Annotated in this window: 13 protein-coding genes and 2 pseudogenes; 3 read left to right on the forward strand and 12 right to left on the reverse strand. The window is 69.6% G+C overall.

What is annotated here, in order from left to right; translation table 11 throughout:
* The first annotated feature begins 40 nt into the window (after positions 1-40).
* The 3 genes from AC5WAM_RS41170 to AC5WAM_RS41180 all read left to right on the forward strand — a co-directional run bounded on the left by AC5WAM_RS41170 (position 41) and on the right by AC5WAM_RS41180 (position 2666).
* Positions 41-1714, forward strand: a complete 1674-nt coding sequence (locus AC5WAM_RS41170) for an FAD-dependent oxidoreductase (protein ID WP_495520867.1) — start codon at positions 41-43, stop codon at positions 1712-1714.
* A gap of 44 nt (positions 1715-1758) precedes the next feature.
* Complete coding sequence (locus AC5WAM_RS41175) at positions 1759-2328, forward strand: rhodanese-like domain-containing protein (RefSeq protein WP_495520868.1); 570 nt, start codon at positions 1759-1761, stop codon at positions 2326-2328.
* A gap of 68 nt (positions 2329-2396) precedes the next feature.
* Positions 2397-2666, forward strand: a complete 270-nt coding sequence (locus tag AC5WAM_RS41180) for a metal-sensitive transcriptional regulator (protein WP_030671004.1) — start codon at positions 2397-2399, stop codon at positions 2664-2666.
* Between the two features lie 278 nt (positions 2667-2944).
* Here the strand turns inward: AC5WAM_RS41180 and AC5WAM_RS41185 are convergent.
* From AC5WAM_RS41185 to AC5WAM_RS41240, 12 genes and pseudogenes are all read right to left on the reverse strand, one after another.
* Positions 2945-3241, reverse strand: a pseudogene (locus AC5WAM_RS41185) (transposase); the annotation flags it as partial.
* 181 nt (positions 3242-3422) lie between these two features.
* Positions 3423-3608, reverse strand: a pseudogene (locus tag AC5WAM_RS41190) (methyltransferase domain-containing protein); the annotation flags it as partial.
* Positions 3554-4513, reverse strand: a complete 960-nt coding sequence (locus AC5WAM_RS41195) for an AurF N-oxygenase family protein (protein ID WP_495520869.1) — start codon at positions 4511-4513, stop codon at positions 3554-3556. The pseudogene AC5WAM_RS41190 and the gene AC5WAM_RS41195, both read right to left, overlap by 55 nt.
* 61 nt (positions 4514-4574) lie before the next feature.
* Complete coding sequence (locus tag AC5WAM_RS41200; protein ID WP_495520870.1) at positions 4575-5066, reverse strand: peroxiredoxin; 492 nt, start codon at positions 5064-5066, stop codon at positions 4575-4577.
* 61 nt (positions 5067-5127) lie between these two features.
* Positions 5128-5703 (reverse strand): flavin reductase family protein, encoded by a 576-nt coding sequence (locus AC5WAM_RS41205; RefSeq protein ID WP_495520871.1) that lies wholly within the window; start codon positions 5701-5703, stop codon positions 5128-5130.
* Entirely contained in the window at positions 5700-6185 is a 486-nt protein-coding gene (locus AC5WAM_RS41210) for a hypothetical protein (RefSeq protein WP_495520872.1), read from the reverse strand. Before AC5WAM_RS41210 ends, AC5WAM_RS41205 begins: the two co-directional genes overlap by 4 nt.
* Positions 6185-6676, reverse strand: coding sequence for a type II toxin-antitoxin system RatA family toxin (locus tag AC5WAM_RS41215; protein ID WP_495520873.1), 492 nt, complete (start codon positions 6674-6676; stop codon positions 6185-6187). Before AC5WAM_RS41215 ends, AC5WAM_RS41210 begins: the two co-directional genes overlap by 1 nt.
* Positions 6669-8009, reverse strand: a complete 1341-nt coding sequence (locus tag AC5WAM_RS41220) for an aspartate aminotransferase family protein (RefSeq protein ID WP_495520874.1) — start codon at positions 8007-8009, stop codon at positions 6669-6671. Before AC5WAM_RS41220 ends, AC5WAM_RS41215 begins: the two co-directional genes overlap by 8 nt.
* Before the next feature lie 14 nt (positions 8010-8023).
* A complete protein-coding gene (locus AC5WAM_RS41225) occupies positions 8024-9154 on the reverse strand; it encodes an acyl-CoA dehydrogenase family protein (protein WP_495520875.1) in 1131 nt (376 codons plus the stop codon).
* A 93-nt stretch (positions 9155-9247) separates the two neighbouring features.
* Positions 9248-10894, reverse strand: a complete 1647-nt coding sequence (locus AC5WAM_RS41230) for an aldehyde dehydrogenase family protein (protein ID WP_495520876.1) — start codon at positions 10892-10894, stop codon at positions 9248-9250.
* A 64-nt stretch (positions 10895-10958) separates the two neighbouring features.
* Positions 10959-12782, reverse strand: coding sequence for an acyl-CoA dehydrogenase (locus AC5WAM_RS41235; protein ID WP_495520877.1), 1824 nt, complete (start codon positions 12780-12782; stop codon positions 10959-10961).
* Positions 12779-13618 carry an alpha/beta hydrolase family protein gene (locus AC5WAM_RS41240; protein ID WP_495520878.1) on the reverse strand — a complete coding sequence of 280 codons (840 nt, stop codon included), beginning with the start codon at positions 13616-13618 and terminating at the stop codon, positions 12779-12781. The genes AC5WAM_RS41235 and AC5WAM_RS41240 overlap by 4 nt, the downstream gene beginning before the upstream one ends.
* Positions 13619-13641 lie beyond the last annotated feature (23 nt).

Consider the following 13641-nt stretch of genomic DNA (forward strand, 5'->3'; position numbering starts at 1 on the left):
CCACGGGGGTATGGTGAGAGTGATTGTGCCAGGAGGAAACATGAAGGTCGTCATCGTCGGTGGCGTCGCGGGCGGGATGTCGGCCGCGACGCGGCTGCGACGGCTGGAGGAGGACGCGGAGATCGTGGTCCTTGAGCGCGGGGCCCACGTCAGCTACGCCAACTGCGGACTGCCCTACTACCTGGGCGGTGTCATCGAGGAGCGCGACGCACTCCTGTTGCAGACGCCGGAGGCCCTGCGCGCCCGGTTCGGCCTCGACGTGCGGGTGCGCAGCGAGGCCGTCGCGATCGACCTCGCTGCCCGCACCGTACGCGTACGCGACCTCGACGGCGGCGCCGAGTACGAGGAGGCGTACGACCACCTCGTCCTCAGCCCCGGTGCCCGGCCTTTCGTGCCCGACCTGCCCGGCATCGAGCGGGCCCGCACCCTGCGGGACGTGGCCGACGTGGACCGCGTCGCCGCTGATCTCGACGCGGGCGCCCATACCGCCGTGGTGGTCGGGGCAGGCTTCATCGGTGTGGAGGCCGCGGAGAATCTGCGCGAGCGCGGGCTGACGGTGACGCTGGTCGAGCTGGCCGACCAGGTGCTGCCGCCGCTCGACGCGGAGATGGCCGCGCCGCTCACCACCGAGCTGCGCGCCCACGGCGTACGCGTCGAACTCGGCGCCCAGCCGGCCGCCCTGGGGCCGGACCAGGTCACGCTGGCCGACGGCCGCACCCTGGCCGCCGATCTGGTGGTCCTTGCGATCGGCGTACGGCCGGAGACGGCGCTGGCCCGGGCCGCGGGCCTGGCCGTCGGACCGCGCGGCGGCATCGCCGTCGACGCGTACCAGCGCACCAGCGACCCGCGGGTGTACGCGGTCGGCGACGCGGCGGAGAAGCGCGACGCGCTGACCGGTGAACCGGCCCTGGTCCCGCTGGCCAACCTGGCCAACCGCCACGGACGCCTTGTCGCCGACGTGATCGCCGGGCGGCCGGTGCGGGCCCGGGAAGCAGCCGGTACGGCCGTCGTGAAGGTCTTCGGCCGCACCGCCGCCGCCACCGGCTGGAACGAGAAGCGACTGCGTGCCGCAGGCCGTCCGTACCAGGCCGTGCACCTGCACCCCGGCTCCCACGCCGGCTACTACCCGGGGGCTTCCCCGATCGCCCTCAAGGTCCTGTACGACCCCGACGACCTGCGGATCCTGGGCGCCCAGGCGGTCGGCACGGAGGGCGTGGACAAGCGCGTCGACGTGATCGCCACCGCGATGGCGGGCGGTCTCACCGCCCCGGACCTGGCCGATCTGGAGCTCGCCTACGCCCCGCCCTACGGCTCGGCCAAGGACCCGGTGAACATGGCCGGGATGATCGCCGAGAACCTGGCCACCGGGACCGGCCGGGCGGTGCAGTGGCACGAACTGGACGCCGCGCTCGACGACGGTGCCGCCCTGATCGACGTCCGCACCGCGGCCGAGCACGCCCGCGGCTCGATCCCCGGCGCGCTCAACATCCCGGTCGACCAGCTGCGCGACCGGCTCGACGAGATCCCCGCCGGACGGCCGCTGATCGTCCACTGCCAGGTCGGACTGCGCGGCCACACCGCGGCCCGCCTCCTGACCCAGCTCACCGGCCGCCCCACCGCCAACCTCGACGGCGGCTACGCCACCTGGGCCGCCGCGCGGACCACCTGTCCGGACGCGGCCGACCCGGCCCACTCCGCTCCTCTCGCCGCCTGAGCCACGACCTCTCCGACCAGCCCCGGAACGAAGAAGGAACCCCTGTGAACACCTCTCTCACCCCGCCCCAGCTGGAATCCCGCATCGCCGACGGCGTCCTCGTCGTGGACGTCCGCTCCGCCTCCGAGTACGCCCAGGGCCACGTCCCCGGCGCCGTCAACGTCCCCCTCGACTCCGTACGCGAACTGCTGCCCGACCTGCGCGAGACGGCGCAACGCCGCGGACTGGCCGTCGTCTGCGCCTCAGGGGCCCGTTCCCGCACGGCCTGCGAACGACTGGGGCAAGCCGGGATCGACGCGGCCGAACTGTCGGGCGGCACCGAAGCCTGGCAGTCCGCCGGTCTGCCCCTGGCCGTCTCCGACCGGCCCGAGCAGCGCCAGGTCTGGGCGATGGACCGGCAGGTGCGCTTCGCCGCGGGCGCCCTCGTCCTGACCGGCCTCGCCGTGGGCCTGCGCGTCCCCCGCGCCCGGCTGCTGTCCGCCGGGATCGCCGCGGGCCTGGTCTACTCGGGCGTCAGCGGCACCTGCGGCATGGCCGCGGTCCTGGCCAAGCTGCCGCACAACCGGCCGCGCCCGCAGACCCTCGACGCGGCACGCGCGGGCCTGCACAGCTGATCCACCCCGGGCGGGCGGCACCGCGACCGCCGCCCGTCCACCCCTGCGACAGAACGGAAGCGGCCCTCATGACCGCCCACAACGAAGAGACGATGACCGCCGTCCTGAACCGGCTGCGCCGCGCCCAGGGACAGCTCTCCGGCGTCATCGCGATGATCGAGGCAGGCCGCGACTGCAAGGACGTGGTCACCCAGCTCGCCGCGGTCTCCCGCGCACTCGACCGGGCCGGATTCAAGATCATCGCAAGTGGGATGCGCGAGTGCCTCGCCGCCACGGACGGCGAGCGACCTCCGCTGACCGAGGAGGAACTGGAGAAGCTGTTCCTGAGCCTGGCCTGACGCTCCTGGGCGCCGGGCCTCGCCGGGGTGCGGGACCGTCGTACGTCACCAGCAGCGAGCGGGTGTGGCTCGACGCGGTGGGGATCCCCACCGCTGCTGTTATCGCGCAGCCCGAGGGCAGGCCCTGGGGCCGGAGCGGCACGGCCCACGGCCCGTCCGAGCGTTCTACCTCGACATCGCGCAATGGGCGGCCGAGGAATCGGCCCGCTGGGACTCACCCCACCACACCGCTCCCACAGACCGCTTGACGATCTATAGGAGCGTCCCCGGTGACAGCACTTGGCCATGCCTTCGGCGGTGCGTCGGGAGACGTACTCCTGGGTGCGCTGGTCGTACTTCATGCGGACCAGCACGATGGTGTGCAGGGCGTTGTCCGCTGCGCGGGCGCCGCCGCGGTTGACGCGGTGGCGTTTGGTGCGGCCGGAGGAGGCCGGGACCGGGGCGGCCCCGCAGAGCTGGGCGAAGGACGCTTCGGAGTGGAGCCGGTCGGGGTTGTCGCCCGCGCTCGTCAGCAGCTGGCCGGCGGTCTCGGGACCAACGCCGGGCAGCGCGACCAGCCTCGGGGCGGCCCGGGTTGACCACCGTGATCCGGTAGCCGCCCCACGTCGGCCACCCGAGGCCGGCGTAGCTGCGGTGCCCGCGCTGACCTCGCGCCATCATGAAGTCGGCCGCCCCGACGAAGGAGCCCGTCGCCCGCCCGTGCCCGTCGACGGTGAGGCGGGCGAGGCCGTCGCACTGGAAGGGGCTGTCGAGTGGGGCCACGATCCCGCCGCCTGGGCGGACCTGGTCGACCCAGGCCTGCGGGAGCCGGTGCACGGCGACGGTGGAGATGAGCCGGTCGTACCTTCGGGCAGGGCCCGGTTTCTGACGTGCTGCAGAGCGGCGGACTATCCGACTTTCACACGCGCCCCGGGCCGTGGCATCAAGCCCGAGCTGTACCACAGGCTGCGGGCCGCCGGGTTGTGGATGACGCCGACCTCTTCGAAGAAGGCGATGAGCCGTTTCATGGCGCTGTGGAGGACGTCCTGGCGGTGGGGGCAGCGGCGGGCCTCCTTGACAGCGGTGGCCGGGTCCAGGCCGATGGCGTGGTAGACGGAGGGGCTGATCAGTGTCCGGGCGACGACGCGTGCCATCTGCCCGGTGAGGAACTGAACGTAGGCGCGTTCGGCGACTGTTGCCTGTCGCATCTGACGGCGCAGCTCTTCGCGCGCGTACCGGACGTGGCGGGCTTCCTCGATGATGTGGATGCGTATCACGTTCCGCACGAGAGGCTGTACCCGCTCATCTTCGGCAGTCTTGCGTTCCAGCCAGTCCAGGAGTTCCTCGACGAGCAGGGCGGCGGCCAGTGCGGCGGGACTGGTGGCGAGGGTTTTGAGGAACCACCCCTGTGCACGGTCGCGCGGGCCGGCTCCGTAGACGGGCGTTTCGAGTTTGCGGACCAGGCGGCCGAACATCATGGAATGGCGGCATTCGTCGGCGATCTCGGTGTATGCGTACCGGACGTGATCGCTGGTACAGGGGAAGCCGTCGAGGTGCCGTAGCAGCAGGTGCATGAGGATCTGTTCGAACCAGATGCCCGAGCAGGTGATCGAGGCCCGTTCGTGGCGGGAGAGCTCCATGCGCTGCTCTTCGCTCATCCGCTCCCACAGGGGGGTGTTGTAGAGCGAGATCAGCTCAGGTGCGACGTACCATTTGCCGTCCTCGAACGGGGCTGTCCAGTCGAGTTCGGTGTCGGGGTCGGATGAGTGCCGCGCGGAGGCGACCAGGAGCCTCTGCGCGGTGGTTTCGCGGTCGCGTTCAAGGACGTGCCGGTTGCGGTGCGAGGTGGTGTGCCGCTGTGCATGCATGACGTCGCTGTCTCCGAAGGTACAGGTGTAGGACACTGCTGGGTGCGCGGCGCGCTCCCGGTCAGCGTGATCGGGTCTTGAGCAGGGAAAGCTGTGTCACGAGCGCGGCGACAGGCTGAAAGGTGGTTCCAAGGAGCGCAGTGTGCTGCCAGCTGAGACTTCCGGCGGCATCGATCACGAATACGGAGCGGCGCACGCCGATGAGCGGGGCAGTGACACCGAAGGAGCGGGCGACTGCCCGGTCGGTGTCGGCAAGGAGCGGCAGCGTGATCTTTTTGCTGCGCGCGAAATTCTCGTGGCTGTCGACATCCTGCGGGCTGATACCCCATACCTCGGCATCCAGAGTCGCGAACTGCTCGAGGTGGTTGGTGTAGGAACACATCTGGCGCGTGCACACGGGGGTGTCGTCGCCGGGATAGAAGGCCAAAACCAGGGGTCGGCCGCGGTGTGCGGACAGCGAGTAGGTCTGCCGCTCGAAATGGCCGTTCACGAGGCGCCCGCCAGGCAGGGTGAAGTCCGGCACTGGCGGGCGCGATGAGGTGTCCTTGGGCATTGGTGGTCCTTAGCGTCGAGAAGGGGCCAAGCGTCAAGCCGCAGAGGCGATATGCCGTGCGTCACCGATGGCAGGGCTGACGGCCGGGCCGGTGAGCGGAGGACTGGCAGGGGGGATCGCACGGCGGGGCCAGGAGCTGGCCGGCGCAGTGCAGGAGCGGTCTGCCTGTGCCGACGGCTGCGTCAAGAACGCGGGCCAGGACCAGGATGTGGTCGCCGACCGGGAGGCTCCGTTCGACCTGGCAGTCCAGCCAGCTTGCTGCGGCGCTCAGCAGCGGGGTACCGCCGACTGAGCGTCCGCCCCACACCGTGCTGGCGCCAGGGAAGCTGTCCGGTGCGTTTCTGTCGCGCCGCGCGAAATGCCTGGCCAGGCTGGACTGGTCGGCCGACAGGTGGTTGACGACGAAGGTGCGGGCATCAAGCAGCTCCGCCAAGGCCCTGCTGGTACGGCGCAGCGCGACGGAGACCAGGGGCGGGGTGACGGAGGCGAGCGTCACGGTGCTGACAGTGACTCCGCGTGGCCGTTTGAGATCACCGTGGCTGAGTACGGCTACGCCCGAGGTGAAGTGGGAGGTGAGGGGTGTCCGGGGCGTGGCGCGGGCCTCCGCCGACCAGGCGGGGCCGATGGGGGCGTTCATGCGGCTACCTCCGGCTGGCGGTGCTCTCCTGTGGCTTTCGAGGAGGTTTCGAGTGCCTTGCGCAGCCCTGTGTAGGCGGGGTGGGCCTTCGGCTCGAAACTGACCGCGAAGGGTTTGAGGAAGTTCCCGAGCAGGGCGCGGTCGCCGAACAAATGCAGGGGCACCACGAGGAGGGCCCACTCGAAGCCCAGCCACCATATCCAGGCCAGCACGACCAGCCCTTGGACGGCCAGGCTGTGCATGGTGTTGTAGAGGACGTAGTACACCTTGGGGACGTGCCGACCGGGTGTGCGGTGATAGGTGAGGAGGCCCGGCAGGTAGCCGATGACGTCGATGTAGGCGAACAGGATGATGGCGGGGATCCAGCGGACTTCGCTGATGTGGTCGATGAAGGCTGCGGCGGTGACGATGAGTCCCAGGCCGTACTCCAGCCGCAGGAGCCTGTAGGTGGTACGTGTCTCGAACAGATTGCGGGTGTCCATCAGTGCTGTCCTGCGAGGCTGGACAGCGTCGGTGCACCGGGCGCCTTGTCCTTGACGGATAGGACGGGGCCGAACAGGCCGTGGAGGATCTGCAGGATCGTCTCTTTCAGGACGCGTTCGGCGATCGGCTCCAGCACCCCGGCCAGACTGGGGATACCGAAGTCGAAGGTGCAGTCGAAGGTGACGGCACAGCCGTCGGCGTCGGCGGCCACGCTCCAGCTGCCGCTGAACTCGGCGAAGTCCCCTTCTGTCTGGCGGAAGGCGATGGTCAGTGCCTGGGGGTCAGTCTCGTCAGCTTCGGTCCAGCGCAGCACCCCGTTACGGAAAGCCACTTCCCACGTGGATCGGCTGGTGGCGTCCGACGTGCCGTAGACGCTGACATGGAGGACCGCGTCGGCCAAGCCTGGGTAGCGCTCGAAATCCTGGAGGTGGCTGAAGGCCGCTTCAGGAGTGAGGGCAGGGACGCGGACGGCAAGGTGCGCGCTACGCATAGGACGGGTTCCCTTCGGGGCGGGGGTTGTAGCGGTGGGCCAGGGCGCAGCACGCGCGGTCCATCGAGGTGTACAGGAAGTCGAGGTCGTTCTGGGTGAGGACTGCTGGCGGGGTGAGGCGCAGGACGGTTTGGGAGTTCAGTGAGTGGTTGGCGATGACGCCGTGTGCTGTCAGCTCCACGAGCAGATCGCCCACCAGGGCCGGGTCGGTGAACTCGATGCCCAGCAGCAGACCGCGGCCGCGGACCTCCGCGACGGCGCTGCCGAAGTGGCCGCTGACGATGCGGCGCAGCTCAGCGAGGAGTCCGGCGCCGATGGTGCAGGCGCGTTCGACGAGGTCGTCTTCCTTGATAGCTGCGATGGCACCGCGTGCGGCGGCCATCGCCAGAGGAGCGCCGGAGAACGTCGAGGTGTGCAGGTAAGGATCGCGGTCCAGGGGGGCGAAGGCCTCGGGTGTGGCGACCACGGCGGAGACGGGCACGACGGCGCCACTGAGGACTTTGCCGACCAGCAACGCGTCGGGGCGGACGACTTCGGTGTCCGCTCCCCACCACTCGCCCAGCCGGCCCAGACCCGTCTGGATCTCGTCGAAGACCAGGAAGGCGTTGTAGCGCCGGCACAGTTCCTCGACCGCGCTGAGATAACCGGCCGGGGGGATGATGACGCCTGCCTCGCCCTGCACGGGTTCGACGAAGACGCACGCCTGTCCTTCTCCCGCTGCGGCCAGGGCGCGCTCAAGGGCGGGGGCGTCGGCGTAGGGCACGTGGGTGACGGCGGGCAGCAGCGGGCGGAAGGGGTCCTGGAAGACGGACCGGCCGGTGAGGCTGAGCGCGCCCATGGTTTTGCCGTGGTAGCCGTTTTTCATGGCGATGAGCTGGGTCTTGCCGTTCAGGCGGGCCATCTTGATGGCGGCTTCGACGGCTTCGGTGCCTGAGCCGGCGAAGTGCACGCGTTCCATGCCTGCGGGGGCGACCGAGACCAGGGCGTCCGCGGCCAGCGCTACGTGCGGTTCCAGGAAGAGGCGGGTGGCGACAGGGTGGGTGTGGAGCTGTTCGGCCACATAGCGCATGACTGTGGGGTGGCGTGCTCCGGTCAGGAACACGCCGTAGCCGCCGCAGTTCAAAAAGCGCCGTCCGCTGCTCGTGGTGACCCAGGCGCCCTGGGATGCCACCTCGACGTGGCCGCCGAAGAGTTCGCCCAGCATTGCGCGGCCGCTGCTGAGCCGGGTCCGATACAGATGCGTGAGCGGTTCGGGGGAGAGGGCGGCACGGTGTGCGCGCAGGGTCGACGGGATGTCGGGGCCGCTGGTGGGGGCGGACTCGTCGGATGACATGGGGACGGCTCCTTTCACGACAGCCCGACAGGGCGCTTGGCGACGTAGTCGAGCAGGGGCTCGGTGAACGCGCTGCGGGAGGGAGGGTGGAAGGACAGAGCCGTGCAGGCCGCGGTCAGGTACGCCACGTCGGGGGACTTGATGAAGGCCATGCCGCCCAGCAGTTCGGCGGCCTTGCGGCTGGTGTCGCCGAGGATGTCCTGGACGGCGTAGCGGGCGATCAGGCTCTTGGTGAGTGCTGCGTCGTCGGCTTCACCGGCGATGATCATGCGTGCCACCGATTCCAGGAGGAGCGTGGCCGACTCCAGGCGGGTGAACAGCTGAGCCCGCTCGGTTGCCCCGCCGCGCTCGGCCTGCCAGACGCGTTCGGCCAGCGCGCTGGCGATGCCCAGGTAGGTGGCGCTGATGAGCAGCTCGAACCAGATCAGACCGACGGTCTGCAGTGAGCTGAGGCGCTCTTCCTCCAGTTCCGTGCGGACCAGGAGTTCGTCCTGGACGAAGACGTCGGTGACGCGGACTTCGTCGCTCTCCGCCCCGGCAAGGGCCCAACTGGACCAGAAGGGGTGAACGCTCAGGCCCTCGCTGTCGCGGGGGATGAGCGCCACCGCCAGGTCGCGGCCGCCGTCGTTGCGGGGTATGGCCACGCTCGCGGTCAGCATGTCCATGGAGCGGGACAGGCTGCACGGCTTCTTCGTCCCGTTCAGGACGTAGCCGCCCTCGCACGGCTTGGCCTTCATGGTGGGGCTGAAGATGCCCTGGCCGGGCTTGCCCTCGGAGAAGCCGGAGGCGATCAGTAGATGTTCCTCGGCCACCGTCTGAACGAAGATGGACGACAGGCCGCCCGGATCGCTGTCAGCGAGGTTGAACAGGGTGGCGGCGGAGAAGTGGTGCATGGTGGTCCCCACCGCCAGTGAAGGAGCCGCGCAGGCCAGAGCACGGGTGGTGGCAAGTGCCTGCAGCGGATCGGCTCCCAGGCCGCCGTACTGCTTGGGGATGACGAGGGCCGGCCCGTTGTGCCGGCGGAAGGCGTCGATGGCTGGGCTGTCACTGGACTCCAGCAAGGTCAGGGGCACGGTGCCCAGTTCCTTGAGCAGGCCGGGCAGAAACGTCTCGCATGTCTGCCGGGCATCATCGAGGGGACGCATGTCAGATCCTCACTTCCTTACATTGACCAGGGGGGGCGGGCAAAGGGGGGGGCAGGCGGCGGGCGGGCTGGGATGCCTGTGCCGCTCGGCTTGCTAGGTGCCGAAGACCGCGGCGCGCGGCCGGATCCCGTTGGCGATGCTGACGCCCTGCAGATGGGAGGTCCGCAGAATGGGGTAGTTGGCTTCGCCGAAGACACCGCCGGTCAGGCCCGTGCCCCCGTGCGAGGGCAGGAAAGGCAAGAAACCCAGGTGCGAGTCGTTGACCTTGAGCAGGCCGCCCTGGCGGATCTCCTCGACGAAGTGGGCGACCACGTCGGGGTCCTGCGCCCATACCGAGTTGCGCAGGCCGTAGGCGTTGCTGTTGACGAATGCCGTGAACTGCTCCAGCAGCACGGCGTCGGGGGCCGGGTCGGGCACGATCACCGGCAGGAGCGGGAAGAAGGTCTCATGACGCACCGCCTGCACCTCGCGGGCCTGGTCAAGTCCGTGGACCAGCACCACGGTCGGTTCCAGGAACATGCCCGCCGCGTCCCGGGTCTCATCCGCCTGCATGGCGTGCCCGCCGCACACCACTTCCGCACCCTTGCCCTTGGCGTCAGCGAGGCAGTCGAAGAACTTCTCGTTGCGCAGCACCGGAGAGAGCAGCACATCTTCCTCGCGCGCCAGACCGGGCCGGATGTGACCGATGTGGCGGACCAGGGTGTGCAACAGCTCGTCGGCAACGGCAGGATGGACCAGTACCTGGTTGGGCACCATGCACAGCTGGCCCGAGCCGAAGAAGCTCTCCGTCAGGGCCTCGGCGGCAAGTTCAAGGTCGGCGTCCTTCCACACCACCACGGCGTCGTTGCCCGCCAGTTCGAGGATCGGCTTCTTGCCGGCCTGAACGCACCGGTTTTGAAAATCCAGGCCCCGGTCGCTGTCGCCGAAGTAGAGCACGTCGTTGACCAGGGGACTCTTCAGCCAGGCATCCAGCATGGGTGCCGGCTCCCCGCACACGACGTTAAGTGTGCCGGGCGGGGCGCCGAGCTTGTCCAGGACCGGCCGTACCACCTCCCGCATCGCAAACATCACGCCCAGCGGGGCGCTGCGCGGTGCCCGCACCACCAGGGCATTGCCCGCCATCAGGGAGGTGGCGCCCAGCATGGCGCTGGACAGGGGCGCGTTGTGGGGGGGATTGAGGCAGACGACACCGTCCGCGCAGCGCCGCACGAGCAGGCGCCGGGAGCCGTGGGGGTATTCCTGGACCATCTGCGAGCGGTAGAAGCTGATGGTCTCGGGTGAGACGCCGTGGAGCATGCCGGAAACCTGCCATCGGGCCAGAGCGAGGGGGTGTCCCTCCTGGACCAGCACGTCGACGATGTCCGCGGCGTGGTCCGCAATACTGCGGTGCAGCAGCGCGCCCATCTCGTCGAGACGGACCTCCAGGGGGAATCGCGCCCACCGCGCCGCCGCATCAGAGGCGGCCTCCAGGGACTTTTGCACCGTGTCCCGGTCAGCCCGGGCCACCCGCCCCACCACGCTCGCGGGCAGCACATCGGGGATGACCTCGCCCCGTTCCAGCTTCCGCTTGAGCGTCAGGCTGCCGAACACGTCGTCCATGAGAGCGCCCGAATCCAGCACATAGACCCACCGGTCCCCCGGCACATCCTGTCCGCCGACGTAGGACGGGTACGACACCACCGGGGACGAGAAATCCTCGCCCGTTCCCGCCGATGGTGTGCGCTGAAGGTTTGCAGACATGACTGTTCACTCCTGGTACTTGTAGGCGTGTGGTTGAGCGTTCTGTCCTGTGACACCGAGTGGACTAGACCGGCGAACCGAACGGCTTGAGCGCATCGGCGCAGGCATAATCCGGGTGGCTCATCGGCGCACCCACAGCCTCGAAGGGCACGTCCAACGCCTCGCAGAGGCCGAGTGCGTGCGGAGCGACCTGCTGGCACAACTCGTCCAGGAGAGCGGGGATGTGCCGCACCTCCTGCGCGCTCAAAAGGCCCTCGCTGAGGTACCAGCCGTCATGAACGGCGACCTCCTCAAGGAAGTGGATCGCACACAACTGCTGCAGACAGCGCCGCAGGTCCGGATCGGTCACCGACTCCACCGACGCCTGCACCGACTCCGCTGCCAGCCGCGCCGCATGCGCCTCAGCAAGCTCCTCCGCCGGAGCCAGAAGGCTGTTCCAGAACGCGAAGAGATCTCCCTCATGCCCCGGCACCTCAGCCAGGGAACTCGCCAGCGCCTCGAACAGGCGGCGCTCGCGGGACCGGGCCAGCGCGCTCCACAGGGCCGGCTCGGTCAGGCTCCGGCCGACCGCCGGAACAACATCGTCGACCGGTGGCGTGTAGTCGCGTCCGACGAGCAGGGCATAGGCGGCGTCGAGCAGCAGGATCTGGTTGTCGGCCGCCGCCGCGTTGAAGGAGTGCGCGAGCACCTGGTAGTCCAGGAACCGGTTCTCACCGTAGAAGCCGTGCGCTCCGCACGCCGTGCGGCTGCGCGCCGTGACGCGTTCAGCGAGGCGGTCGACCAGCACCTTCATCAGGTAGGTCTGGCGCAGAGCCCCTTCGTCATGCTGCGCCGTGAGGGGAACCGCAGGCAGGTTCTTGGCGATGAAACCCGCCACATACCCGCCCGCCAGCGCGCTGAACAGGGCCCGCTGCTGATTGCGGTACCGGATCACCGGAAGATCGGCTGCCATCGGCCCGCTGGTGCGGCGCCGGTGAGCGTGCTGCACGGCCAGCGACGCGCTCGCCCGGGTGATGCCGGCCAGCGCCGTGATCGCGGACTCCCAGGAAAACCGCATGATGCTCACCGTGCGGCGCAAACGCTGATCCTGCTCGAGCGGATCGTGGAACTCGCCGCTTTCGCTCAGCGACGCGGAGTCGCTCAGCCAGCTGCTGAACGGAAGGCGGACGGCGTCGAAGGACACGCTCGCACAGTCCAGCGCCAGGGGCTGCGTAAGGGACTTGGGCACGATTCGCACTCCCGCAGCCGGTCCCTCTTGGTTGCGCAGACGGACAAGGAAGCAGAACTGACCGCGCTCCTTCCCGCCGGCGATCAGCTGCGCAGTGACGATGCAGAGCCTGCTGAGGCCGTCGACCCCGACATTCGAGGGGAACTTCATCGCCGCCGCATCGGGGGTGCTGAGCACGAACTGGCGGCTGGCTGGATCGTAGACCGCCTGGGTGCGCACGGCGATGTTGCTGTTGCCGCGTCCCGCCTCGGTCATGCACAACGCACCGATGGAGCGCAACGACGCCAGCTCCGCCAGGGGGCCGTCGAGATCATCACTTTCCCGGCCGAAGTCGAGCACCGCCCCCACGGTCGCGAAGTGGTGCAGGAACATCGCGTAGAACAAAGGCGGGTCCGCGAGAGCCGACCACTCAAGGACGGCCCGCAGACGGGTCCGGTCCTTGACCAGCGGACCTCGCGCTGCCAGCCCGTCGCTGATGTGCCGCATCCGCTGATAGGTCAGAGCGGCACGCTCGTGGGAGTTCACCCGTGCGGAGCGGTGAAAGATGTCCGCGGAGAAGATGCGGCGCAGCTGTTCACGGTGGAGGTCGTAGCCCTCGTCGCGGATGAGGCCGCGCAGGGTCGTCACAGCGGACGTGGTCATCGGGTGCGGGTGGTTCACGGTCGGATCACATCCGTCTCCATCCATGCGCGGACCTGCGCTGCGATCGCAACGCCATGACGCGTCCACCGGAAGTGGTCCAGTGAGCTGCCGTCGGGCGGGGCGTAATGGCTGCGCCTCAGGCGTGCGGCGGGCGCCTTCTCGCACAACCGGTCCACCGCTGTGGGCGGGGCTAGGCGGTCCCCTTCCACGGACAGGGCAAGGACCGGCGACGTCACCCGGGCCAGAAGCTGTTCGTAGTTCACGTCCGCACCGGATGGTGCGAATCGTCCCGTGCGGCCCAGACGGGCCCAGTCGCGCATCAGCAGAGCCGACTGGCGTCCTCCAAAGCCCAGCCGGTGCCCCGGCCAGTACCCCCACACGGAGGCGGCCGCCGCCACGCACTGGGTTCCCGCGAGCACGGCGAGGCGGCGGGAGCCGCGAAATCCTCGGTGATCGACAGAGCCTGCCGCCACCAGGGCGACGCCGCTGACCGCCTCGGGTGCCAACGATGCATGCAGGAGGGAGATCTGACCGCCGATGCTATGGCCCAGGGTGCACACCGGCAGGGCACCGAAACGGCGGCGCGCGGCCGCCACCGCCGCCGGCCAGTCACGCGAGGCGAGGTCGTGGTAGCCATAGCGGGTGGTGCGCCCGGCCGGGGGGCTGCTGTCGCCTTGGCCGCGCAGGTCCACCGCAAGGACCGCGATGCCGTGCGCACCCAACCCCCGGCAGAACCCGGCGTAGTAGGAAGCCGGCACACCCAGGGCCGGGAAGAGGACCAGTGTGGCCAGGGGCGGTCCTGCGGGCTGATAGGCGAAGCCGGCAAGGCGTGCTCCGCTGTGGTCCAGGGCCACGTGCACCGGCTCGGGCGGGCTGT

This window comes from Streptomyces sp. JLYT201 (assembly GCF_059448825.1).

Coding starts and splice junctions, on each gene's coding strand:
- AC5WAM_RS41170 (WP_495520867.1), top strand. CDS start 41: ATGAAGGTCGTCATCGTCGGTGGCGTCGCGGGCGGGATGTCGGCCGCG.
- AC5WAM_RS41180 (WP_030671004.1), top strand. CDS start 2,397: ATGACCGCCCACAACGAAGAGACGATGACCGCCGTCCTGAACCGGCTG.
- AC5WAM_RS41195 (WP_495520869.1), bottom strand. CDS start 4,513: ATGCATGCACAGCGGCACACCACCTCGCACCGCAACCGGCACGTCCTT.
- AC5WAM_RS41200 (WP_495520870.1), bottom strand. CDS start 5,066: ATGCCCAAGGACACCTCATCGCGCCCGCCAGTGCCGGACTTCACCCTG.
- AC5WAM_RS41205 (WP_495520871.1), bottom strand. CDS start 5,703: ATGAACGCCCCCATCGGCCCCGCCTGGTCGGCGGAGGCCCGCGCCACG.
- AC5WAM_RS41210 (WP_495520872.1), bottom strand. CDS start 6,185: ATGGACACCCGCAATCTGTTCGAGACACGTACCACCTACAGGCTCCTG.
- AC5WAM_RS41215 (WP_495520873.1), bottom strand. CDS start 6,676: ATGCGTAGCGCGCACCTTGCCGTCCGCGTCCCTGCCCTCACTCCTGAA.
- AC5WAM_RS41220 (WP_495520874.1), bottom strand. CDS start 8,009: ATGTCATCCGACGAGTCCGCCCCCACCAGCGGCCCCGACATCCCGTCG.
- AC5WAM_RS41225 (WP_495520875.1), bottom strand. CDS start 9,154: ATGCGTCCCCTCGATGATGCCCGGCAGACATGCGAGACGTTTCTGCCC.
- AC5WAM_RS41230 (WP_495520876.1), bottom strand. CDS start 10,894: ATGTCTGCAAACCTTCAGCGCACACCATCGGCGGGAACGGGCGAGGAT.